The organism is Paenibacillus mesotrionivorans (assembly GCF_046098205.1).
In the GTDB taxonomy this organism is placed as follows: domain Bacteria; phylum Bacillota; class Bacilli; order Paenibacillales; family NBRC-103111; genus Paenibacillus_AR; species Paenibacillus_AR mesotrionivorans.
Genome location: NZ_JBJURJ010000004.1, coordinates 197991 through 220790, shown reverse-complemented (window position 1 = coordinate 220790; position 22800 = coordinate 197991). Strand labels below are relative to the sequence as shown.

The following is a 22800-nucleotide window of genomic DNA, read 5'->3' as shown; positions in this document are numbered from 1 at the left end:
ATCCATTTTACCAGAGGGGGTGCTTGTTTTGAAAACGATTGGCATGGCAAACGGCGCGCTTCACGCCTCGGAAATTTCCCTGGGGTGTATGCGGATCACGGAACTGGATGTAGCGGAAGCGGGGGCGCTGATTCAGACGGCGCTGGCGGAGGGAATCAATTTTTTTGATCATGCGGATATTTATGCAAAGGGCCAGTCCGAGGAATTGTTCGCGGAGGCGGTTGCCGGGGAGGGCATTGGCCGGGACAAGCTGCTGCTGCAAACCAAGTGCGGCATCCGTCCGGGATTTTTCGATTTCTCCAAGGAGCATATTCTCGCTTCCGTGGAAGGCAGCCTGAAGCGCCTGCGCACCGATTATATCGATGTGCTGCTCCTGCACCGCCCGGACACGCTGGTGGAGCCGGAGGAGGTGGCCGAGGCCTTTGACCAGCTGCACAAAAGCGGCAAGGTACGCCACTTCGGCGTCAGCAACCAGAACCCCATGCAGATCGAGCTTCTGGCCAAATACGTCAAGCAGCCCCTTATTGCCAACCAGCTTCAGCTGTCCATTACCAATACAGGGATGATCGACGCCGGAATCAACGTCAACATGAAGATCGACCGGTCCATTGACCGGGACGGCAGCATCCTGGACTACTGCCGGCTGAAGGATATCACCATCCAGCCTTGGTCTCCGTTCCAGTACGGCTTCTTCGAAGGGGTGTTTCTGGACAACCCCAAGTTCCCGGAGCTGAATGCCAAGATCGATGAGCTCGTCGAAGCCAAAGGTGTGCCCAATACGGCCATCGCCATCGCCTGGCTGCTTCGCCACCCGGCCCGGATGCAGCCGATTGTCGGCACCACCAGCAAGGCTCGGCTCACCGATATCTGCCGGGCATCCGACATTACACTCACCCGCCCCGAATGGTACGAGATTTACCGGGCGGCAGGCAACAAACTGCCCTAATTGCCGTAACAGCTACAAGGCCGGCTTTGCAGAGCAGCGGGAGACAATTCTCCCGGCTGCATCTGCAAAGCCGGCTTTTTTTTGAATTATTTTACCCGTTAGCTCCAGGTGTACTACTCCAGCCCGCCAGGAATACCTCCAGCTCCTCCGGCGGCAGCGGACGGCTGAAATAATAGCCCTGAATCCGGTCGCAGCCCTGCTCCGTCAGCCGGTCCAACTGATCCCGGGTTTCCACACCCTCCGCCACCACGGTCAGATTCATCCGGCGTCCGATGCGGATAATCTCCTCCACCAGCGAACCCTGGGGATCATCTGTGGACAGAAGATCGATGAAGGACTTATCAATTTTCAGCGTGGTAATCGGCAGATTGGTCAAGTAGCTCAGGGAGGAATAACCCGTTCCAAAGTCATCCAGCGCAATCTTCACCTGGATGCCGCGCAGCGCGGCCAGCTTAGGCAGAACATGATCGTACGACTTCAACAGAACCGTCTCCGTCAGCTCCAGCTCCAGATCCTTGGGAGACAGTCCCGAGGAGGCAAGCGTCTCCAGCACCAGCTCATAAAAATCCGTCTGCAGAAGCTGGGGCATGGAGATGTTCACGGACATGGTCAGCTCCGGGAAGCCCTTGTCGTGGAGGGACTTCAAGTAGCGGCAGGCCTCCTCCAGAATCCACGCTCCCAGCGGGATTATAAAATGAGTATCCTCGGCCACCTTAATAAACCGCACCGGGGAAACCTGCCCCAGCTCGGGGCTGTTCCAGCGCACCAGCGCCTCCAGGCCCGTCACCCGTTTCCCCGCCGGATCCACTTGAGGCTGGTATACCAGATGAAATTCGTTGTTCTCCATGGCCGCGTAAAGCCGGTTTTCGATCCGCATCCGCTCCGAGAAGGAGTCGGTCAGCCAGGACTCGAATACGACATAACTGCCCTTGCCTGCGCTTTTGGCCTGAAACATGGCGATATCCGCATACTTCAGCAGCTCCTCGATATCCTTGCCATGCTCCGGATACAAGCTCATCCCGATGCTCATGCTGATCCGCAGCAGACTTCCGTCCACATCCACCGTTTCCTTAAAAGCGGACAAAATTTCTGCGGCAGCCTCATCCGCCTCTTCCCGGGACATAGCAAGCAGCACGATAAATTCATCGCCGCCGAAGCGGTAGATGCCGCCCCTCTCCCCGATAATCTCCTCCAGGCGCTGTCCCGCATGTTGAATCAGGCGGTCGCCGAAGGCGTGGCCCATGGTATCATTGACATATTTGAAATTATCTATATCCACGAACAACAGTGCAGCCCGGGTTTCACCCGTCTCCAGCAGCTCCTTGCCCGCCAGCTCGAACAGCGCCAGCCGGTTGGGCAGCCCCGTCAACGGATCATGGTAAGCCAGATGCTGCAGCATCTCCTCGCTCTCCGCCAGCCTCCGCTGGTTCTCGATGAGCTGGCTGTATTGCATCCGAAGCTCATCCTCGGTGGCGATGATTTCCTCATAGGCGGACTCCAGCCGCTCATGGCTGCCCACCGCATCCTTGTAGGCCAGCTCCAGAAACGTCTCTTTGCGCTTAATTTCCGCCAGCATCCGGAAGATCAGGCTAAAGATCAGCACGGCTGTAGTAAATACAAAGAACCAGCCCTTGATCATGTTGATTTTGGTGATCCACTGTTCATCCAGTGCCAGGGCGGATACCGCACGGTCGGTGAACAGAATCCACAGAGAGCCCAAAACCAGGTAGACCAGCGCAATCCTGCCTGCGCCCTTCCAGGGGCTGAAGGCTTGTTTGGACAAGGGAGCCAAGGGCAGCTCGCCGCCCTTTTTTTTGTTCTTCATGTTGGGCTGATTATCATTTCTTTGAATCCGCAGCATGGACTCCCTCCACATTTGACGTACATTTCTCGCATTCTCCCCAATATTCTACAAAAATTTTCAATTTCCTCTATTTGTTATGCATTTTTTTGGAAAAATAGAGGAATAAGGGGAGAATACATCTTATGTGTCGGGGGCGGTTTCCATGCTTAACGGATCAGCAGCAGGTATAGAAAAATAACTGCGATGGCAGCAGTTGATCCGATTGAAACCAGCTTAAAAAAGGTTTCCAGGGTGAGCTTCACCAAAAGCACCTCATTACATGTTATAGTTGCGGGTGGTTCATACATTAAATGTAAAATTTTCTTAAAAATACAACGAGACATCCCGTTTTTTTCACGGAATGCCTCAAGTATTCCCACACGATAACATACAGTGTCAGAGCTGTCAATCGGATTTCCGCCCGTTTTCCGGACCGGCAGATTGCGCCTGCAGACCCGCCAGAAACAAACCCACCATTTCGGCAAAGCTCTCGTTAAGGTCAAACGGAAGCCCGAACCCGCCATGCCGCTCCAAAGAAGCAAAACCATGCAGCAGGCTCCGCAGAGCACGGGCGGTATGAATAGCGGCGGCCGGGTCCAGCCGGTAGGACTCCAATGCCCGGACCACCAGCTCCGCAATCCCGTTGGCCACCTTCGCCCACTCCGCATCCTCCTGTTTGGAGGAGAGCAGCGTGAGCTCATACAGCCCGGGATGAGCTCTGGCAAAACCGAGGTAGGCGTAGGCCATAGCCCGGATAGCGCCCTCTCCCGCCCGGCCAACGGCGGCATGAAGCAGCTCGGACCGCAGCTCCTCCAGACCATGGAGAGACAGCAGCCTGCGGAGCTCGGGAAGTCCGGCGATGTGGTTATACAGGGAGGGGGAGCGGATGTCCAGCCGCTGGGCCAGAGTGGCCAGAGTCAGCGCCTCCACTCCCTCCTCATCCGCAATGCGGACCGCTGCGCGGATAATCAGGTCGGAATTTAATCTGGTTTTGGAGGTCACAGCCGCTTGCCCCCTGTCTGGGGAAGGAATCCGGTGTCCGCTTCCGCCTCTGCGATGATCCGGTCCAGGAGGGGAATCGGCTGCTGCAGCATCCGCCCATGTCCCACGGCCAGCAGCGAAGGCTCCAGGCTCCGCAGCTTGCGGGCGCTGGCCAAGGCCTCTTGTTTGCTCCAGGTGGCCATGGCCGGAAAGGGGAATAAGGGCTTCAGCTTCCCCGAAACGGCCGCACCTCCCCGCACCTGAAAAGCATCCCCCGCAATAAGAATCCGGTTGCGCGTATCCAGAAAAGCCATAGAGCCGGGAGTATGCCCGGGGGCCGCCACTGCCTGGAGGGAGCCGACCATGTCCCCGTCTTGGAGGAGAATGTCGGGCTTTGTTTTGATCCCTTTAGGCACACTTCCCCGGATGGGTAGATTCGGCTCATGGGACATCAGGGAGACATCCCCTGCCAGCAGCCGGGAATCTCTGGCGGAAATATATACCTTCGCGTCAGGCAGAGCAGCCTTCAGACCATCCAAAGCCCCCACGTGATCCTGGTGGCCGTGGGTGAGCACAATTCTGCGGATGGGTTTTCCCAAACGGGAGGCAGCGCTTAGAATCCCCTTTTGGCAAAAGGCCATACCGGAGTCAATCAGGGTCAGTCCATCCTGCTCCTCCACCAGGTAGCAGTTAATCGGGAAAAGCCGCGGCAAAAAAGCCAGTTGGGTGACGGTTTGAACCGTTGTGCTTTTCATCGGGGTTCCTCCTCCTATTGATTACTCACATTAACCGAATAAATAATTATATTAACATTTTAACTAATATCATTAGTTTTTGCAAATGATCTTTCCTCTGCCCGTCCACTGTGGACAGAGGATTCGTTATTTTGCCAATTTGTCCTCATCCATCTTTTCCAGTAGAATGGGCTGTTTTAATATAGCAGGCAATGATGTCAAGAGCTTGTCTGATCGGAAGAGATCCGTTCAAGATCAGATCCGCCCGCCATTTTGTAGGCTCTACATATTCGTCATGGCGATAGCGGACCATGTCCAAATAGACATCTGTTATTTGATCATAGGTGAGTCCCCATGTCATATTGCGGCGGATTCGCCTGACAATTCTTTCATCAGCCTTGCAATCGACAAACAGCTTCAAATCACAGGCTTGATAAATATCCTTATCCCACAGGGTGAGCAGTCCCTCAATAATAATTACATCGTATTGCTCCTCCAGTACCGCAAAAAAATCCTCCTTCAGCTTTGCCAGATCAACCGTCTCCGGATGATTGTCATCCATATATATCTTTCCGGTTATGGGCGCCTCGGTTACAGGGCGGTTTTCTTTAGGCTTAAAATATTTATCCATATGAAAGGTTTGAATCCTTAAAGTTTGAAGCTCCTTTTCCAAGGAGTCCGAGAAAGTAGATTTCCCACTGGCACTGCCACCTGCAATTCCAATTACATATGCTTTTGTCATGGTTTCATCTCCCCTTTATTCACGCCTTCCTCAGCGTTTCTCTTTTATGAAAGCACAAAAAATTATTAAATAAAAGAATTCCTTTATACCATCCAAAAAAAGAACCGGAGGCATCCAGCCCCCGGCTCTTCCAACTAACCAATTCCTTACACCTTGTACGCCTTCATGGCCTTGCGCAGCTCCTTCATGGTGGGGCGTTTGCCGTACATCAGTACTCCGGTGCGGTAGATCTTGGCGGACAGCCAGCCCAGGCCGAAGATGGTGCCGCAGAGGATGGCCAGTGACAGGGCCACCTCCCACCAGGCCGGGTCCGTCAGGCCGATCCGCATGAACATCAGGAACGGCGAGAAGAAGGGGATAAAGGACGATATCACCACATAGGTGGCGTTGGGCGTAGTCAGCCCGAAGATGGCCAGGTAGAAGCCCGCCAGGGAAAACAGCGTCAAGGGCATTACCGCCTGCCCCAAATCCTCCGTCCGGCTGACAATGGAGCCCACCGCCGCGTACAGCGTGGAGTAGAGGAAATACCCCAGCAGATAGAAGATGACTGCAAACACGATCAAGAGCGGATCGATCGCCCCCAGATCGATATTCAGATCCTTCAGCGTATCGATATTATGCGGCAGCGTCAGATTAATCACCGCCACACCCGCGATCAGCAGGATTTGACTTAAGCCCACAATCAGCATACCGACGATCTTGCCGAACATCTGCTTAAGCGGTGACACACTGGTGATCAGCACCTCCATGACACGGGAGCTTTTCTCCGCGGTAATTTCGGTTGCGATGAGCTGGCCGGTAATCATCACGCCCATAAACAGCACAATCACCAGAATATAAACCATACCTGTGGCAATCACCACCTCTTCGGCGGATTTGCCGTTTTTGCCCACAGAGCCGGCGCCTCCGTCTGTAGTGGATATTTGCACATTGTCGATAACCACCGGGGCCATCAGCTTTTGCAGGGTTGCGGGAGGCAGGCCTTTGGCCGCATCCTCATTCTTTACATATTGCAGGCCGGATTGCAGCTTGTTGGTAAAGCCGAAATCCATGGTTGCCTTCGACTTGTAGGCCACCTTGGGGAAACCCGAAGCCGTGTCCATTTCTCCCAGCTCCAGATAACCCTTGATTTCGCCTGAGGAAATCCGCTCCTTCATCGCCGCTTCATTAGCGGCAGCGGAGCCCTGGTCCGGGAATTGACGCACAATAACCTCCGCCTTCTCCTGGGATCCGTAAAACTGGTCCAGCCGCGCGGCTACATCCCCCGCCACCATACCAATTTCCGAAGCTTCGCCCGATTGGAACTTGGAGATGATATAGGGCAGGTTGGAGCCGACAATCACCAGCAGCGCCAAAATCACGGAGGTGACAATAAAGGACTTGGAACGGAATTTATTGCGGACGGTAAACCCCATCACCGTAAGAAAGCCGTTATTCATGTCCATCGCCTCCTACTGTTTTGATGAAAATTTCATTCAGCGTCGGTTCCTTGACCTCAAAGTGGTGCACATCCGTCTGGCTTAGCGCCAGAGTAATAATCTCCCGCGCCGCTTCCGGGCGGCTCACCCGCAGCTCGTAGCCGTTCTCGTGGCGGAGGGCGGCCGTCACGCCGGGAATAGACGCCAGACCGTCCACCTCCCCTGTGGTAGAGAGCAGCACTCTTTCCTTGGGGAAGCGGTTCTTGATGTCCCGGAGATTCCCCTTCATGACTGTTTTGGACTTGTGCAAAATGGTAATGTTGCGGCACAGCTCCTCCACATGCTCCATCCGGTGGGTGGAGAACAGGATGCTGACGCCGCTGTCCCGCAGCTCCTTCACCGTACCCTTCAAGATCTCCACATTCACCGGGTCCAAGCCGCTGAAGGCTTCGTCCAGAATAATCAGCTGCGGCTCATGAATTACCGCTGCAATAAACTGGATCTTCTGCTGGTTGCCCTTGGACAGCTCCTCCACCCGCTTGTCGTAATACTCCGGCACACCGAAGCGTTCCAGCCAGCGCTTGAGATTGGCATCCGCCTTCTTCTTCTCCATCCCCTTCAATTGGGCCAGATAAACCAGCTGCTCGCTGACCTTGATCTTGGGGTACAGTCCCCGTTCCTCCGGCAAGTACCCCAGCATCCGGGTAATGTCATTGGTGTAGGGCTTCCCGTTATAACGGATGGACCCGGCATCGGGATAAATCAGTCCCAGCACCATCCGCATGGTGGTGGTTTTGCCGGCACCGTTGGCGCCCAGGAGTCCGTAGATTTCCCCGCGCTCCACCTGGAGACTGATGCTGTCCACCGCTGTTTTGTCGCCGTACTGCTTGCTTACATTCGAGACATCCAGCACACTCATGGCTTCATTCTCCTCTCTATTACATATCCTTGCCTTTATTACGTACCACATGCCAAAAAAGTTCATCCCATTCCAACGGACGTTCATCCGTCACAGCAATCCCCAGCTTCTCCAACGCCTCCCGGGTTGCCCCCGGCGACCGGGTGACCAGCCGGTGGGGTGTTCCCTTCTCCACGGCAGCGGCACCGGGAAGGGCCTCCGCACTGGCCGGCAGTTCACTGACCCACAGCGTCCGCCAGCTTTCGGACAGCGCATCCTTCTCAAAGGGGCCGTGCACCTTCCCATTTTCCAAAAAGAGAAGATAGTCCCCCAGCCTCCGTATTTCCTCTATGATATGGGTGGCCATGAGGATGGTTTTGTCTCCGGCGGACATAAAGGCGGACAAGTCTTCCAGCATCATTTTCCAGGAAAAAGGATCCAGACCCGCCGACGGCTCATCCAGCACCAGGACCCGGGGAGACTGGGACAGGGCGATAATAAAGGCAGCCAGCTTTTTGGTGCCCTTGGACGACTTCCGCATCGCCTTCCGGTCATCCAGACCGTAACGGCCAACCAGCCGCCGGTAGCAGGCATCATCCCACGCCGGAAAAAACGGGAAGACGGCATCACGCCAGTCCCGGAGGCTCCAGCCCAAATCGGGAATATCCAGCTCATCGGGCATATAGGCGATCCGCCGCCGCTTTTCCCGCAAAGTCTCAACCTCTGCGGAGGCAGGTGTTCGATTCTCCGGGGCGGCAGGTCTGCTGTTTTGCCCGGAGGGGGCTTCCGTCACTGGAGCGGCTGCTGCCGGGAACCATTCCAGCATTCCCCTCTCCGGCTGCACAATGGCATTCAGCATTCGGAACAATGTTGTTTTACCCGAGCCGTTGCGTCCCATAATCACATAAACGTAGCCTTCCTCCAGCATCATGCTCACAGGACCCAGCTGAAACTCCCCGTATAACTTGGCCAGATTCTTCACTTCCAGCACCGTTTGCTCACTCATGGGCATGCTCTCCTTTCCCGTCCTGTCTGCTCTCCAGCTTCCGCTCCGCAATAGCCTGCTCCAGCAGCCGGCGCATCTCCTCGGGGCTGCAATCATAACGGGAAGCCGTCGAGACGGCCTCCCGGAAGGCCCGGCTCACTGTCTCCAGCCGATTGCGCTCCCGGTCCTCCGTCTCCACTCGAGCCACGAAGGTGCCCGTGCCCTGCCGGGTCCGGATTAAACCCTCGTTCTCCAGGTCCTGGTATACCCTTCTGATGGTAATCACGCTGCAGGACAGGTCCAACGCCAGCTCCCGGATGGAGGGGAGCGGTGTTCCCTCTGTCAGCTTGCCTCCCAGTATCAGCCCCCTTAGCTGCACCTCGATCTGGTGGTACATGGGCTCAGGACTGGCCGGGGATAATTGTATCGGCAGCAGCATAGGCATTCCTCCTTCCAGCTCTGCTTCATAAGGGTATTCATCATATGAGGTCGCGTGAAGCCAGCCTTCGAACCATCAGCGGAGCCATTCCCCAGGCAATGGCTCCGCCAACGGCCACCCCGGCCAAAGACGCCCATAACCCGTAGCTCCGCACTAGGGCCAAGCTGCCGGCCACAAGATGAATGCCGCTCAAATTCAGAAGCACGATAACCAGCAAAAGCACCACCATCACCAACAGAGTCATCCGCATATAGGTTTTGCCGGCCATCCCCAGCTCCATATACATAAATCCCGCCCCGCCTGCCAATGAGAATCCCAACCACAACACGGCAGCCTGGACAAACTCGGTCCCAGTAGCCAAATGCTCCAATCTGACCGGGAGATATAAAGCGGCAAAATAGCACAGCGCCATGGGCAGAAGGGTGATTAAAAACACCAGATACCGCGCTGCCACAATTTCCTTATCCGTCACCGGCAGCTTGCGGTAGAAGGCCAGCTTCCGGGAGAAGGCATCGGTCCAATAATGGCTGAGATACTCCTTGGTAAAAGCAAAGCCCAAGGTGCTTGTCATGGATACGGTCACCAGATCCGCCGCGGTGTGCCGTATGATCCGTATTGCCCCTTCCATCAAATCCGGGTCATTCTGCCCCAGGTACATAATCCCCGTAACCGCACCCAGGAATGCGAAGAGAATCCCTGTCAGAATAGCAGGCAGCAGCAGCTTCCGGGTTTCTTGCTTCACCAGCATGTAGACATAGCCTTTCGGCATATCCTCGCCTCCAGTGTTATTCTGTATATATCTATATACACAGTATACACGATGTTCTGGGATTGGCAACCTATTTTGTGCCGCCGCCCCTTTCCCCAATCTTCCTGTTCCTCCAAATCATACGCTAACCGCCTCCCTCACTTACACTCGCCAAGCTAACTCTACTCCTCCATGCGCTAACGGAAATCAACGGCTCTTAGCGCTCCAAAATCACACTTTTTGCTCTATAACGGAACTGATTGATCCTTAGAGCTGAAAAATGCGCTGCTTGGCGTCTCCCCCCTCCTCTAACAGCCTCTCAGTTCCGTTAAATCTGCAGCAGGGCCAATTTCCGCTGTAAGAGTCACTGAGTTCCGTTACACCATCCAGCCCAACGCATCGCCTGATCACATAGCATATTTTTGACATTAAAACCCTAAATTTGGACGAGTATCCCTGATTTTTAAACAATAATGTCGGTTTTTTAGAATGCAATATTTCCCATTTTCCCTATACTAGGGGTATACAACAAGAAAATCCATATATTCCCACAACCTCACGGAAAGGAGGCTGCAATCAGCCACGTTCTGCTCAACCGGAATTTTTGTAATCGCTTACTTCAAAAAACAAAGGAGGAATTATGATGAAATTGCGCCAATGGTTGAACCCCCGGAAAGCAGGCTGTCTTCTGCTTGCCGCCGCCCTGCTGATCCCCTTGGGACTAAGTCCCGCTCCCCAGCCGGTATCCGCCGCAAGCGCCCGGCAGATGGAAAAGCTGAACCGGGGACTGGTAGCTGTACAAGCAAACGGCGGTGTTTTTGTAAGCTGGCGCCTTCTGGGAACGGAAGCTCTCAATACAAGCTTCAACGTATACCGCAATGGCACCAAGCTGAACTCCGCCCCCATCACCAACAGCACCAATTATCAGGATGCCGGAGGCACCGCCTCCTCCACCTATTATGTGAAGGCAGTGGTGAACGGCGCCGAACAGGCCGCCTCGCCTACCGTCACCGTGTGGGCCAACAATTATCTGGATATCCCGCTTCAGAAGCCGGCCGGCGGCACTACCCCTGACGGTGTCGCTTATACCTACAATGCCAACGATGCCAGCGTGGGTGACCTGGATGGGGACGGCGACTATGAAATCATCCTCAAGTGGGATCCCTCCAACTCCAAGGACAATTCCCAATCCGGGTACACGGGCAATGTTTATCTGGACGCGTACGAAATGAACGGCACCCGGCTGTGGCGCATTGACCTGGGCAAGAATATCCGGGCCGGGGCCCATTACACCCAGTTCCTGGTGTATGATTTCGACGGGGACGGCAAAGCCGAGGTGGTCTGCAAAACAGCGGACGGCACCAAGGACGGCACAGGTGTGGTCATCGGCAGCGCCTCCGCGGATTACCGGAATTCCAGCGGTTATGTTCTGAGCGGCCCGGAATTCCTGACAGTATTCTCCGGCACCAACGGCAAAGCCCTTACCACCGTGGATTACCTGCCTGCCCGGGGCAATGTCTCCGATTGGGGCGACAATTACGGCAACCGGGTAGACCGTTTCTTGGCCTGTGTCGCTTATCTGGATGGGGTACATCCCAGCATCGTTATGGCCCGGGGCTATTACACCCGCTCCGTAGTGGTGGCGTATGACTGGCGGAACAATACCCTGACCCGCAAGTGGACCTTCGACAGCAACAGCTCCACCAACTCCGGTACCGCCGGGCAGGGAAACCATAACCTCAGCGTCGGCGATGTGGACGGAGACGGCAAGGATGAAATTGTATACGGCGCCCTGACGATTGACGACAACGGGGCCAAGCTGTATAACACCGCCATGGGCCATGGGGATGCGATGCATATGGGCGACCTGAACCCGGACCGGGCAGGCCTGGAGGTGTTTAAGGTGAATGAAAACACCTCGGCGGCCTACGGTGCGTATATGTTCGACGCCAAAAACGGCACCGTGCTGTGGGGTGTCAAAACCAGCGCCGATACGGGACGCGGCATGTCCGCCGATATCGATCCCACCTACAAGGGTGAGGAGGTGTGGGCCTCCAACGGAGTTGGCCTGCGCTCGGCCACAGGCACGCTGATCAGCTCAACCATTCCCTCCTCCATTAACTTCGGGATCTGGTGGGACGGCGATCTGCTTCGTGAGCTCTTGGACCACAGCTCCAATGTGGGCAAAATCGATAAGTGGAATTACACCGCCAAAACCACCGGCAACCTGCTGACGGCTACCGGCACCAGCTCCAACAACGGCACCAAGGGCAACCCCTCCCTGCAGGCCGATCTCCTGGGCGACTGGAGAGAGGAAGCCATCTGGCGGACAGCCGACAGCAGCGCGCTGCGGGTTTACACTACTACAGCGGTAACGACCAACAAGATTTATACCTTGATGCATGATCCCATCTACCGTCTGGGTGTGGCTTGGCAGAATGTAGCATATAACCAGCCGCCGCATACCAGCTTCTATTTGGGAGACGGCATGGGCGCTGTCACCCAGCCGAATATCTACACCGTTCCCTAGGCTGTGTTTGCAAACCCTAACGGCAATTTTTATTAAAACGGAACTCGCCTCTTTTCTTCTTCCTTTTGCCATACTATGCTTATCGGGCAAGGGAAAGGAGAATGCGCATGAATGGTAACGAAAACGAAGCGGTCCGCAATGACAGCATCGTCATCAAACAATATATTACCCACACGCAATTTGCGGAGATTAACCGGCTGGAGGCGATCTGCCACAGCCAGGACGGCACTAACCTGAAGCTGGAGACGGACTACCGGCTGCACCGCCCCAAATCCGCCGAACCCGGCATTAAGGAGCTGAACGAATTCCTGTACTATGCAGACGGAGAGCTGGTGTCCTATCTGGGCATCGCCAGCTTTGGCGGCAATGCTGCCGAGCTCAACGGCATGACCCATCCGGATTACCGGAGGAAGGGGATTTTCACCCGGCTCTGCGGATTGGCTTTGGAGGAATGCGGTAAACGGAGCTTCGACAAAATTCTGCTTCTGTCCGACGGGAAATCCGAATCCGGCCAGGGTTTTATCCGCTCGGTCCGCGGGGTGTATGACTTCTCGGAGTACCGCATGCGGCTGCGAGGGCAGCCTGCGGCGGAGCGTTCAGGTCTGGTGACGCTGCGGAAGGCCAACAATGGGGATGTACCGGGGCTGGAGCGGCTGGATGTGGCGATTTTCGGCGGAATCGGGGAGGAGAATGTTCTTCCGGAGGAAGAGGAAATACGCAATGAGATTACCTATCTGATAGAGCGGGACGGAACGGATATCGGCCGGATCAAAATCACCTATGCCGATTCATCCGCCTTTATCAGCGGCTTCGGCATTGTGCCGGAGCTGAGGGGTCAAGGCTTCGGCAAGGCGGCGCTGCGGGAAGCGCTGCACCTGATCCGGGAACGGAATATTCCCGAAGCGGAGTTGGATGTGGAAGCCAAAAATGCCAACGCGCTGCACATCTACACCTCCTGCGGCTTTCAGGAAATGTCCGTGATGGATTATTATCAGGCCCCGTAAGTCTGTTAAGGTTTGGCTCTCTAAACAAAAAGCCTCCGCTACTATTGGCGGGGGCTTTTTGAACTTGTGTCATTTTTGTGAAACCCTCCTGCTTCCAAATACGTATGTCATAAAAAGGAGGAGGAGCTTATGCAGAAAAAATCGTTGGCACTTGCTATTCCTTTTGGTGTATCCTTTGGTCTTCTGTTTGGCATGGTTCTAAAGAATGCCGCTTTGGGGATTTCCATGGGCATTCTGTTCGCGGTTATCTTCTCCCAAGTGAAGGGCCTGGACAAGAAGGACAAGGAAGAATAGCCGAAAACCGCATTTCGCAGGCGATGGGCTTACCGGAAAATGGCGTCAATCATTGGTTTGGTGGCGCCGCCCGGATACAGCAGATACAGGAGCACATAGACCATAATCCCGGTGGGGGCGGTGAACAGCCACAGAACAGCGGCAATTCTTCCCAGCTTCCGGTGCCGGACGAAATTCTTCTTGTAGGCCTGGTACAAGGTGACAAGCCCGAAGGCACCGGCCACCGTCGCCAGTACAATATGGAACAGCAGGAACACGTAGTATGCATCCCTCACCCAAACCGGCGCTTCCTCAGAGAACGAGGTATTCCCCACAAACACAGTCCGCCCCACATATAAAAGGAAAAACAACAGAGCCGTCGCGGCGCCCCAAAGCATCAGCTTCTGGTGCCGCTCCCGGCGGCCCTTCACGATGGCATACCAGCCAAATCCCACGAAAGTGGCGCTAATGGCGATCAGCAGTGTACATATTGTCGGAAGCACATTTTCCATATCCGAATGATCCCCGTCCGTTTCATGAAAAGTAGGGCAGCGCTGCCGAGGCTGTGATTGCTTACACACCCTCCGGGACAGGCGCCTTCCCTTCTTTCCTAACGATACCATTTCATGAAGCCGCACGCCAGTCTCAGATCCAAACCCAATACAACGCCGCCCCCATGGCGACAAGTGTGAGAATGGTTCCAAAGGCCAGGCTGAGGATAGATAAGAGGTCGTTCCGGCTTTTCAGCCGCGTCCAATGGATCAGCTGCAGAAACAGCTGGAGTGCAGCCATAAGCATCAAAAACGGCACTAGCAGATCCGCCGGCAGCTCTCCGTACAGAGCGGCCCCGAAGGCCAGAACGGTGAGCAGCACAGAAACCGTGAAGGAAAACAGATGAATACGGCTGCCCGTTTCCTTACGGGTGTCCGGGGGAAAGCCGGAGGCAGCCAGCTTCTCCCTTTCCCTTCCCACCGTTCCGCCACCCCATTCCATAACCTGACCCTCCATTGCCGCAGCCATTGTCTGCACCGCTATCTGCGGGCCTGCAGACTCTTCCCTGTTTTTATGCTCGAGGCTCACAACCATCCCGCCTTTCCTCCAATATGAGCCGGTTAACAGCCTTTTTCCTGACGGCTGTTTCCCAAAACGAACTCTCTTGCTCCCGCCAAATGGAAAAAAGGAAGAGGCTTTCATCAAAGTCGGAGGAAACGTCCCCCTCCGATACCGGCGCAGAGGATACCGGGACTAAATAATCATCTAACGCGCCGGATAGGAAAAACAGTCCAAAAAGCACCTGCCGCTGCCGCTTCTGGAATTATTGCCGGCCTTAATTGACCAACAGGATTCTCTGCCTATGGGAAGAAAAAATTATTATCCGAAAATTTTGCCGAAAAAGGTGAAAAAATCTGTACAACCGACCGAATAATGAATTATTCTAAATTGATAATTTGAATAATCTCCTTCACGGATAACTATAAAATTGTTACAGAATTTTGTCAATGAAGGAAATTCAGCCGGAAAAGACGGTTTCCTTTTTCCAGTGAAGGTAGTTCTCCAAAACGAACAATTATGGTATACTGTAACCATCTTGGTAACAGCATGAGGAGGCATCAGCTATGATCGGGAAACGGATTCAGAAGCTCCGCCTGGAACGGGGATTGTCCTTGTCGGATGTGGCCGACAGGGCGGGCGTGGCAAAATCGTATCTCAGCACCATTGAACGGGACATTCAGAAAAACCCCTCCATTTCGTTTATTGAGAAGGTGGCTGCGGTATTGGGGGTTGCTCCCCAGGACCTGCTGCAGCATCATGACGAGGAGCCGCTGGATGCGGATTGGGTGGCGATTCTTCAGGAAGCGCGCAAAAGCGGCGTCACCAAGGAGCAATTGGAGGAATTCCTTGCCTTTACCAAATGGAAGCTGGACAAGCAAAAAAGCGCCGATGTCTTGTGACAGCCCGGTGCTGACATCCATGCTTGCAATCATATAGAGATGGGAGTGGAGCAGCCATGGGATTTTTTGTAGTGTTGATGGTGATTATTGCGGGGGCGGTATTCGCGGGCCGAAGAACAAACGCCAGGAACCGGTATTACAATGGCGGCGGGGAATCCTCCGGGTTCTACCACGGAGGAGATTCTTATGACAGCGGCCATCGCCACAGTGATTCCGACAGCCATTGGGGCGGCGATAGCTGCAGCAATGATGGCGGCTCGTCGGATTCAGGCGGAGGCGATTGCGGAGGAGGCGGCGGGGGCGACTGACCTGCTTCCTCCTCCTGTTGCTGCTTGGCCAATGTTACTTGGCCATTATTTGCTCTTGATCAGCAGATCAACGGCATCCTTCACAGCCTTATTGGCTTTGCTCCCGGCTTTTTCCTCCAGAAGGGTTTTCTCCAGATTGGAGGCCACTACATAGGCTACGGTTTTGTCCACGGCACTGCGGACAGCCACCAGCTGGCTGACCACATCCTTGCAGGACTCCCCCTCCTCCATCATTTTGAGCACACCACGGACCTGGCCTTCAATCCGCTTCAGCCGCTTCTTCACGTCATCGTCAAATTTCATCCCGGCATCCTCCCATTCTCTATAATCAGACATCATACCTGTATAGGTATATTATGGGTGGGGATGGGCCGGGATGCAACTGCAATCCTGCGTTTTCACGCCAGCCTGCGTTTTACAGCGTTTCCTCCAGAGAGGAGACACCGGCCAGTGAAGCTCCGCTGTTTTCCGGGACGGCACCGGCTGTCTCCCGGCCGGCGTTCCAGCCCCCTTGGCTGGCTGCCAGCCGCGGCAGCTTCCACAGGTACAAGGCTGCCGTCAATATCAGACAGACGCCCACCGCCGTATAAGCGGCCTCTAGCGTCATATATTTCGGGAACAGTACGGCAATCAGACCCAGAGCAGCCGATTGCGATGCCATCATAATAGGGTCGGTCCAGGCGTTGACTCTGCCGCGGATGCCGGAATCAATAATCCGGGGCATCCAGCCTCCAATGGCTACGTTCAGCGGACCAATAGTAAGGCCAACACAAGTCGTAGCCGCCAGATACACCCAGACGTTGGTTGCGAAGAGCATTCCCACCCCCACAATCCCCGATGCCAGAAGACCTGCTATCATGATCCGGATAAACCCCCATTTGCGGATCAGCCAAGCCCCTGCCAGACTACCCGGAAAAACACCGATCCCCAGGAAAATGGAAAAGAGCGAGCTGTAGCGCTGATAATCGTCAGGAGCCAGCTTGTATTTCATGGTAAACATCGGCAGCACCGCAAAGGATCCGTTAATGAAACCAAGCATAAAGAAGCCGGTAATCAGCGCCAGCAGCAGCTTATTGGTCCAGATATACCCGATGCCCTTGCGGAAATCCTCCACGATCAGCGGCAGCCCGATATCCTTCCAGCGTGTGCGGCCGTTAGGCAGCCGGTCCTTCTCTTCAATCCGCATGGACTGGATCAGCACCCCGGATATGAGAAATCCGAGACCGTCCACCAGAACGGCTCCTTGGATGCCGATGTAATGATAAGCCAAAGCCCCCAGTCCGGTTCCGAACAGCATAAACAGGCTGAATACCATCTGATTCATACCCGCAGCCGTGGTGTAATGCTCTTCCTTCAGAATGCTCTGCATCAGGGCCGATTGAGCAGGATAGAAGAATTTGCCGACGGCACTCCGGATAAATAACACGAGAAATACCAGCGGCATCCAGCCTGCCGTCACAGCTCCCAACAGCCCCACTGTCAGGCCTGCCCGGATCCAGTCGCTGTAGGCGCAGATCCGCTTGCGGTCCATCCGGTCGGCGAGAACTCCCACCAGGAAGAAAACCAGGAGCGTCGGTGCGGAATACATCAGCTCCGCCAGAGTGGCATAGAAGGGTTGGGTGGAGAAACGGTCCAGCAGAAAGAACGCCAGCGCCATATTCCCGATGGTATTGCCCAACTGGGACGTGACTCCCGCAGCAAATAGCTTGATAAACCTGGGATTCTTGAATAAGTCTTTCATGAACACACACCTGCTTTGCATAGGTAATAAAACAATAGCTTCACTATACGCGCCAGATGCGGTTCCTCGTAGTGATAACAGTCATGGCGGAAGTCACAAAATAAGTCATATCTGCCTCCTCCTTCCGCTGAACCTCCCTCTACAGCCGCGGGCTTCTCCAGCCTGCTCCTTAAGCCCGACCGGGAGTCTCCTCCCGTGGTCTTAGGGCTTAGGGGATGAAGACACTCCCTAGCGGAACACCTTATCCTGCAGAAGCTTCAGGGCTGCCCCAATCTCCTCCAGCTCACTGTCCCCGATGCCTCCTATATGGGCCGCAAACCGCTCCTCAATCCGCTGGAATGCCTGCCCCATCATCTCTTCTCCTGCTTCACTTAGGCGGAAAAGCTGCTTGCGCCGGTCCTCCGGATCGGTAATCTTCTGGCAAAGCCCCTTCTCCGTCAGCTTCCTCAGCTCCCGGCTGGTATTAGGCAGGGACATATGCATGCAGCTGCTGATTTCACTCAAGGTAAGCGGCTGCTTGATGGAGATATACTCCAGAATCTTATATTGGGCCTGGGTAACGTCCTCGGACCGTACCCCCTGGGTCAGCTCCTCGGTTATTTGATGGACAGCCGCCGTAAAAACAACAAACTGCCGGAACAATTCATGTTTGTCCATGGGATCACCTCACTTACTGACACCATACCAAATTACTTATCTATATACAATTATCAATTTATAATTATCATTTGACAACAATGTGTTTCCCATGCTACCTTTTAGTTATCCAATGATAATGAAAAGGAGTGAACGGCATGAAGCTGCTGATTATCTACACCCATCCCAATCATGAAAGTCTGAACGGCGCTTTTTTGCAGCAGGTGATAAAAGGAGCAGGAGAAAACGGGAAGATTGAGGAGGTCCGGGTAACAGACTTGTACGGGGAGGGGTTCAATCCGGTGCTGGTGTTCAACAAGCAGAAGCGCAGGCGGGATCTGGACAAGGACCCGGAGCTGGTTCCTTATTGGGACAATATCCGGTGGGCGGACAAAATTGTATTCATCTATCCCATCTGGTGGGGGCGGCCGCCGGCCATGCTGATGGGCTTTATCGACCGGATCTTTGTTTCCGGCTTTGGGTACCGGTCCAATGGCGGACTGCTTCCGGAGGGGCTGCTGAAGGGAAAGTCTGTTGTTTGCATTTCCACCATGATGGGACCGGCCTTGTACCTGCGCCTGTGGCTGAATAACGCCCACAAAATGCTGATGCGCAAAGCGCTGTTTAACTATGTCGGCATGAAGGACGTGAGGTTTTTCCAATTCGGGAGTATGGAGAGCCCCAAGGGCAAACAACAGGCGAAGCTGGAGCGGGTGTACCGGTATTTCCGCACGGTTCAATAAATAATCCCATAAACAAAAGGGCGCCCCGGTGACAACGTCCCGGCAAGCACCCCATATATATTTTGTCAGATAAACAGCTGCATATCCGAATCCAGCGCGTCCTTCAGATAGGTTTTGGCATCGATTATCTCCACCTCGGGCAGAAGCTCCTCCGGCTTAAAGCCCATCACCTCCACCGAAAGGCGGCAGGCATAAAACTTGATGTGCTTCTTCCGGGCTCCCTTCAAAAAATGGATCAGCTGCGGCGCTTCATCGTCCTTCAGCATCTCCTCCAGCATGTGCTTGCCCAAGCCGGCATAGTTCATCCGGGACAGAGGCAGCTGGTCCGGCCCTTTGGGTGTCATCATGGCAAACATTTTTTCGTAGAGCGTTTTGTCCTCCAGGGTCATATGCTCCGGGTCCCGCACCAGACACAACCCCCAGAAGGCGAAGAACATCGTCACATCCACGCCGATTTCCTTGGCCGCATTGGCTAATATTAAGCCGGCCATGGCTTTGTCGTATTCGCCGGAGAACATCAGCAGATTCATTTTTTTGTCCATGTGTCCGTTTGCTCCTTCTTTTCCTTTGGCTTACGAATGCCGTTAGGGTCCCTCCTCTGCAGTCCATTTATGTGCCGGAACGGCAAAAAGCTCCTTCCCCCGCGGGGAAAGGAGCTTTACTTATAAGACGTGCCTGTTAGAACCGGCCCGCCAATTCAACCGCCTGATCTACGCCTTCCTTGACGATGGCTTGGGAACGGTCAGGGAACTGGTTGTGGCCTTCTATCACGATGGTTTCAATATCGGTGATGCCCCAGAAGCTCAGGACATTGCGGACATAGCTCAAGGACATTTCCAGAGACTGCATGGGCTCCACGGAATAAACGCCGCCGCGGGCGTTCAACAGCAGGGCCTTTTTGTTGCCCACAAGACCGACAGGTCCCTGCGGGGTATATTTGAAGGTTTTGCCTGCTTGGCTCAGGAAGTGGAGATAGCTGACCAGCTGTGCCGGAGCGGAGAAATTCCACAGCGGGAAGGCGATAACCACCTTATCCGCGGCCAGGAATTGATCCAGATAACCGTTCACCTGTGCGGCAGCCGCTGTTTCTTCTTCTGTCAGCCCGTAACCGTTGGCCAGTTTATACATGGCGGTCATATGTACGGTATCGTAGTATGGAGGCGGGTTTTGGAACAGATCCAGCTCGGTGACTTCATCCCCGGGATGGGCTGCTTTGTAAGCTTGCAGGAAGCCCTCATACAACTGAACTGTAACAGACTGATCGGCAGGGCGGGAATTGGCTTTAATGAACAATACAGAACTCATAAATAACGCCTCCTAAATGAAAATGATTATCGCTTTTTATATTATACAATTAGACGCTTATTATTTTCAAGAAAAGTAAATAAAGAAAGTGAAAAAAAGTGACCGCGGCGTGATCGGGGTCTCGACCATGCCGTAATTGCAAATCGGGCCCGCCAACTTCTAACGAATATGAGACTGCTTATTTCGGCAAAAACACCCGGTTGAAACATGTAACGAATTTGAGCCGCGTTATTTCGTAGTCACCGGGCTAATGGGAGCTTCTTTCTGCGAAATAAGCTTCCACAGATTCGTTAGTACAGAGAAAAGAGGCGATTGGCAAAATAACGTTGCTGAGATTCGTTAGGAAGCAGCCGATGGTGGTGGCGATGGTGGCGGTAGCTCAGTCGGGGCGATACCAGTATCGACTGCGGCAGTCCGCGTCCGCCCGGACGGGCCGTGAAGGCTTCAACAAAAAAACGTTGACCCTCACGGTCAACGCCCAATTGGCCAAAAGCCCCGGCCAGGTTTCGATAGCAAGAGGAGACCGCTATGCGATCTCCCCTTCTTCCTCCTGCGTATAGAGCCGGATCAAAACCCGGGAAATGCGGAGATGGTCCACCTCCTCTACCATCAGCTCACACCCACCCGTCCGGATGCGCTGGTGCCGGTGGGGCGGGCTTTCCAACTGGGCGTACAGCCACCCACCCAGGGTATCGTAATCCTCCGAGATGAGGCTGAGGCCAAGCCGCTCATTCACCTCCTCCAGAAGCAAAAGACCGTCCACAGACCATATATCGTTTCCCGCCGCCTCCACGGCAGGCCGCTCTTCATCAAATTCATCCTGGATTTCCCCGACAATTTCCTCCAGAATATCCTCGGCGGTCACCAGACCAGAGGTTCCTCCATACTCGTCGATCAACAGGGCGATCTGGGTTTTGCGCTTCTGCATCAGTCCCAGCAGGGAGCTGATGGGAATGGTCTCCGGAACGCTGATCAGCGGCCGGATGACGCTGCGCAGGTCCTTCTCCCCCACACCGGGGCGGAGCAAGTCCTTAATATGGATAAACCCGATAATATTATCCTTATCCGGGTCGCATACCGGATACCGCGTCAGCTGTTCCTCCAGGGCAATGGCCATATTCTCCCGGTAAGGGAGCTGGGCGAACAGACAGACCATTTCCGTACGGGGAATCATCACCTCCCGGGCACTGGTTTCCGAGAAGCTGAAAATATTGCGCACCAGCGTAAACTCCGTGTGGTCCAGCGAGCCGTTGCCGCGGGATTCCTCCACCAGAAGGCGGATGTCGGTGCTATTGTGAAGGGCTTCCACATTTTTTTCCGGCTCCATACCCGCCCCTTCCGCAATTCGCCGGAAGCCGGCGGTCAACAGCCGATAGGCCGGATGAACGATCCGGTAAATGAAGGTCAAAAGAACCGCACAATGGAGCAGCATTTTTTCCGGGTTGGATGCGGCCACATGCTTCGGCAGCTGCTCTCCGGCCAATAGATGTACCGGCAGCACCAGAACCATACCGATTAATGCGGCCAGCATGCCGGAATCCAGTACCGGCTGCAATAGGGAACCAACAGCAAGCGCGCCCCACAGCCCCATACAGAGGGAGGCCAGGGTGACACCCATTTGACAAACGAACAGAAAGCCTTTCGGATTATCCCCGATTTTGCCGGCGCTCCGGCCAGAGAGAGATCCAAGTTCCTTCAACGCATGAAACCGTCCGGGCCGGGTTCGGCCAATGGCTGTTTCGGCCGCTGCAAAGAAGGCATTCATCAACACAAGAAGCAGCGCAAGCAGCAGGCTTATGCCAAGCGGCAACGGAACGGAATCCAACACCCCTCCTGCCCTTGAATATTCAAGCGGCAGGCCCACCTCCTTTTTGCAAGTAAATTTCCTCGGGGCTGTTTTTTTATAACCCATGCGGGAGCTGATTGTGCCGGGTTGTAGAACAGTCCCTAACCTTCCGGATAGTTTCATATGTATTCCTTTCGGCTTGGCAATTAGTACTGCTTTTGGTCCCTCCGGACGGCAAAAAACGGGCCCGGTTGAAGAGGCCGGAAGCCCGTTTATGCAGGAAATGCCGATATGGTCCGCTGCTTTCGTCAGATCCAGAGGAAAGGAATGGCGAAGAGCAGCGCGATCAGAGCCAGATCCAGTCCCCAAGCTCCGCCGCCGTACCCGAAGCCGCCGCCGTAGGGATAACCGCCTAATGCCGAGGTTTGGGCGGTTTTTTGTTTTTTGGTCAGCTGCGCCTTGGCTTTGGTGCTGTTGGTGGAGACAGCCTCGCCGCCCGCAAAGCAGGATTTCAACATCAATTGTTGGCCGTTCAGTCCGTCCAGGGTCCCGTAGATGGTGGTGCCGTCCACCAGCACAACGCACACATGTTTACCCATATGGGGACGAAGCTTTTCGTCGCAAATGGGGTTGATCAATTCCATACCTCTTGTGCCTCCTTTGCCCTGTTGTGCATGGATACCAGGGGTTCATCCCATTATATGGAACTGCAGCTTGAAGGATATGGACATCCGCCCGGATGACACGGATTTTTTCAGGGCCAGCACCTCCGATACAAAAAATCAACG

Annotated in this window: 25 protein-coding genes; 7 read left to right on the top strand and 18 right to left on the bottom strand. The window is 54.5% G+C overall.

Translation table 11 applies throughout. The annotated features are described in order from the left end of the window. Positions 1–43 precede the first annotated feature (43 nt). On the top strand, positions 44–946 hold the full coding sequence (locus ACI1P1_RS07575) for an aldo/keto reductase (protein WP_416215945.1): 903 nt from the start codon (positions 44–46) through the stop codon (positions 944–946). A 91-nt stretch (positions 947–1037) separates the two neighbouring features. Here the strand turns inward: ACI1P1_RS07575 and ACI1P1_RS07570 are convergent, their stop codons facing one another. From ACI1P1_RS07570 to ACI1P1_RS07530, 9 genes are all read right to left on the bottom strand, one after another. Then, positions 1038–2807: a putative bifunctional diguanylate cyclase/phosphodiesterase gene (locus ACI1P1_RS07570; RefSeq protein ID WP_416215760.1), complete on the bottom strand. Its 1770-nt coding sequence runs from the start codon at positions 2805–2807 to the stop codon at positions 1038–1040. A gap of 387 nt (positions 2808–3194) precedes the next feature. Next, on the bottom strand, positions 3195–3791 hold the full coding sequence (locus tag ACI1P1_RS07565) for a TetR/AcrR family transcriptional regulator (RefSeq protein WP_416215759.1): 597 nt from the start codon (positions 3789–3791) through the stop codon (positions 3195–3197). After that, a complete protein-coding gene (locus ACI1P1_RS07560; RefSeq protein WP_416215758.1) occupies positions 3788–4525 on the bottom strand; it encodes an MBL fold metallo-hydrolase in 738 nt (245 codons plus the stop codon). The genes ACI1P1_RS07565 and ACI1P1_RS07560 overlap by 4 nt, the downstream gene beginning before the upstream one ends. Before the next feature lie 145 nt (positions 4526–4670). Next, entirely contained in the window at positions 4671–5246 is a 576-nt protein-coding gene (locus ACI1P1_RS07555) for a uridine kinase family protein (RefSeq protein ID WP_416215757.1), read from the bottom strand. Positions 5247–5392: 146 nt separating this feature from the next. Continuing rightward, complete coding sequence (locus ACI1P1_RS07550; protein WP_416215756.1) at positions 5393–6685, bottom strand: ABC transporter permease; 1293 nt, start codon at positions 6683–6685, stop codon at positions 5393–5395. Beyond that, complete coding sequence (locus ACI1P1_RS07545) at positions 6678–7583, bottom strand: ABC transporter ATP-binding protein (RefSeq protein ID WP_416215755.1); 906 nt, start codon at positions 7581–7583, stop codon at positions 6678–6680. Before ACI1P1_RS07545 ends, ACI1P1_RS07550 begins: the two co-directional genes overlap by 8 nt. 19 nt (positions 7584–7602) lie before the next feature. Beyond that, positions 7603–8568, bottom strand: coding sequence for an ATP-binding cassette domain-containing protein (locus tag ACI1P1_RS07540; protein ID WP_416215754.1), 966 nt, complete (start codon positions 8566–8568; stop codon positions 7603–7605). After that, complete coding sequence (locus tag ACI1P1_RS07535) at positions 8561–8986, bottom strand: GntR family transcriptional regulator (protein WP_416215753.1); 426 nt, start codon at positions 8984–8986, stop codon at positions 8561–8563. Before ACI1P1_RS07535 ends, ACI1P1_RS07540 begins: the two co-directional genes overlap by 8 nt. Positions 8987–9026: 40 nt before the next feature. Then, on the bottom strand, positions 9027–9755 hold the full coding sequence (locus ACI1P1_RS07530; protein WP_416215752.1) for a hypothetical protein: 729 nt from the start codon (positions 9753–9755) through the stop codon (positions 9027–9029). Between the two features lie 619 nt (positions 9756–10374). On the opposite strand from ACI1P1_RS07530, the gene ACI1P1_RS07525 reads away from it, so the two are divergent. The 3 genes from ACI1P1_RS07525 to ACI1P1_RS07515 all read left to right on the top strand — a co-directional run bounded on the left by ACI1P1_RS07525 (position 10375) and on the right by ACI1P1_RS07515 (position 13562). After that, positions 10375–12264: a rhamnogalacturonan lyase gene (locus ACI1P1_RS07525; RefSeq protein WP_416215751.1), complete on the top strand. Its 1890-nt coding sequence runs from the start codon at positions 10375–10377 to the stop codon at positions 12262–12264. Between the two features lie 107 nt (positions 12265–12371). After that, the gene (locus tag ACI1P1_RS07520; protein ID WP_416215750.1) at positions 12372–13268 is read left to right on the top strand and encodes a GNAT family N-acetyltransferase; all 897 of its coding nucleotides are present in this window, start codon (positions 12372–12374) and stop codon (positions 13266–13268) included. 129 nt (positions 13269–13397) lie between these two features. Next, positions 13398–13562: a hypothetical protein gene (locus ACI1P1_RS07515; protein WP_416215749.1), complete on the top strand. Its 165-nt coding sequence runs from the start codon at positions 13398–13400 to the stop codon at positions 13560–13562. A gap of 29 nt (positions 13563–13591) precedes the next feature. Here the strand turns inward: ACI1P1_RS07515 and ACI1P1_RS07510 are convergent, their stop codons facing one another. Both ACI1P1_RS07510 and ACI1P1_RS07505 read right to left on the bottom strand, forming a co-directional pair. After that, entirely contained in the window at positions 13592–14053 is a 462-nt protein-coding gene (locus ACI1P1_RS07510) for a DUF420 domain-containing protein (protein ID WP_416215748.1), read from the bottom strand. 133 nt (positions 14054–14186) lie between these two features. After that, positions 14187–14627 (bottom strand): hypothetical protein, encoded by a 441-nt coding sequence (locus ACI1P1_RS07505; RefSeq protein ID WP_416215747.1) that lies wholly within the window; start codon positions 14625–14627, stop codon positions 14187–14189. Between the two features lie 530 nt (positions 14628–15157). Here ACI1P1_RS07505 and ACI1P1_RS07500 point away from each other — a divergent pair. Together ACI1P1_RS07500 and ACI1P1_RS07495 are read left to right on the top strand one after the other, a co-directional pair. Then, positions 15158–15493 carry a helix-turn-helix domain-containing protein gene (locus ACI1P1_RS07500; protein WP_416215746.1) on the top strand — a complete coding sequence of 112 codons (336 nt, stop codon included), beginning with the start codon at positions 15158–15160 and terminating at the stop codon, positions 15491–15493. 56 nt (positions 15494–15549) lie between these two features. After that, positions 15550–15801 (top strand): hypothetical protein, encoded by a 252-nt coding sequence (locus ACI1P1_RS07495; protein WP_416215745.1) that lies wholly within the window; start codon positions 15550–15552, stop codon positions 15799–15801. A gap of 45 nt (positions 15802–15846) precedes the next feature. Here the strand turns inward: ACI1P1_RS07495 and ACI1P1_RS07490 are convergent, their stop codons facing one another. From ACI1P1_RS07490 to ACI1P1_RS07480, 3 genes are all read right to left on the bottom strand, one after another. After that, a complete protein-coding gene (locus tag ACI1P1_RS07490) occupies positions 15847–16104 on the bottom strand; it encodes a metal-sensing transcriptional repressor (protein ID WP_416215744.1) in 258 nt (85 codons plus the stop codon). Between the two features lie 112 nt (positions 16105–16216). Beyond that, positions 16217–17542 (bottom strand): MFS transporter, encoded by a 1326-nt coding sequence (locus ACI1P1_RS07485; RefSeq protein WP_416215743.1) that lies wholly within the window; start codon positions 17540–17542, stop codon positions 16217–16219. Between the two features lie 228 nt (positions 17543–17770). Continuing rightward, positions 17771–18199 carry a MarR family winged helix-turn-helix transcriptional regulator gene (locus tag ACI1P1_RS07480; RefSeq protein ID WP_416215742.1) on the bottom strand — a complete coding sequence of 143 codons (429 nt, stop codon included), beginning with the start codon at positions 18197–18199 and terminating at the stop codon, positions 17771–17773. Positions 18200–18336: 137 nt separating this feature from the next. Between ACI1P1_RS07480 and ACI1P1_RS07475 the strand changes: the two genes are divergently transcribed. Beyond that, positions 18337–18921 (top strand): NAD(P)H-dependent oxidoreductase, encoded by a 585-nt coding sequence (locus tag ACI1P1_RS07475; RefSeq protein ID WP_416215741.1) that lies wholly within the window; start codon positions 18337–18339, stop codon positions 18919–18921. 65 nt (positions 18922–18986) lie between these two features. Here the strand turns inward: ACI1P1_RS07475 and ACI1P1_RS07470 are convergent, their stop codons facing one another. From ACI1P1_RS07470 to ACI1P1_RS07455, 4 genes are all read right to left on the bottom strand, one after another. Continuing rightward, entirely contained in the window at positions 18987–19463 is a 477-nt protein-coding gene (locus ACI1P1_RS07470) for a DsrE/DsrF/DrsH-like family protein (RefSeq protein ID WP_416215740.1), read from the bottom strand. A gap of 136 nt (positions 19464–19599) precedes the next feature. Further along, positions 19600–20226 (bottom strand): FMN-dependent NADH-azoreductase, encoded by a 627-nt coding sequence (locus tag ACI1P1_RS07465; protein ID WP_416215739.1) that lies wholly within the window; start codon positions 20224–20226, stop codon positions 19600–19602. Between the two features lie 526 nt (positions 20227–20752). Next, positions 20753–22051, bottom strand: a complete 1299-nt coding sequence (locus ACI1P1_RS07460) for a hemolysin family protein (RefSeq protein WP_416215738.1) — start codon at positions 22049–22051, stop codon at positions 20753–20755. 269 nt (positions 22052–22320) lie between these two features. Continuing rightward, positions 22321–22656 (bottom strand): hypothetical protein, encoded by a 336-nt coding sequence (locus ACI1P1_RS07455; protein ID WP_416215737.1) that lies wholly within the window; start codon positions 22654–22656, stop codon positions 22321–22323. Positions 22657–22800 lie beyond the last annotated feature (144 nt).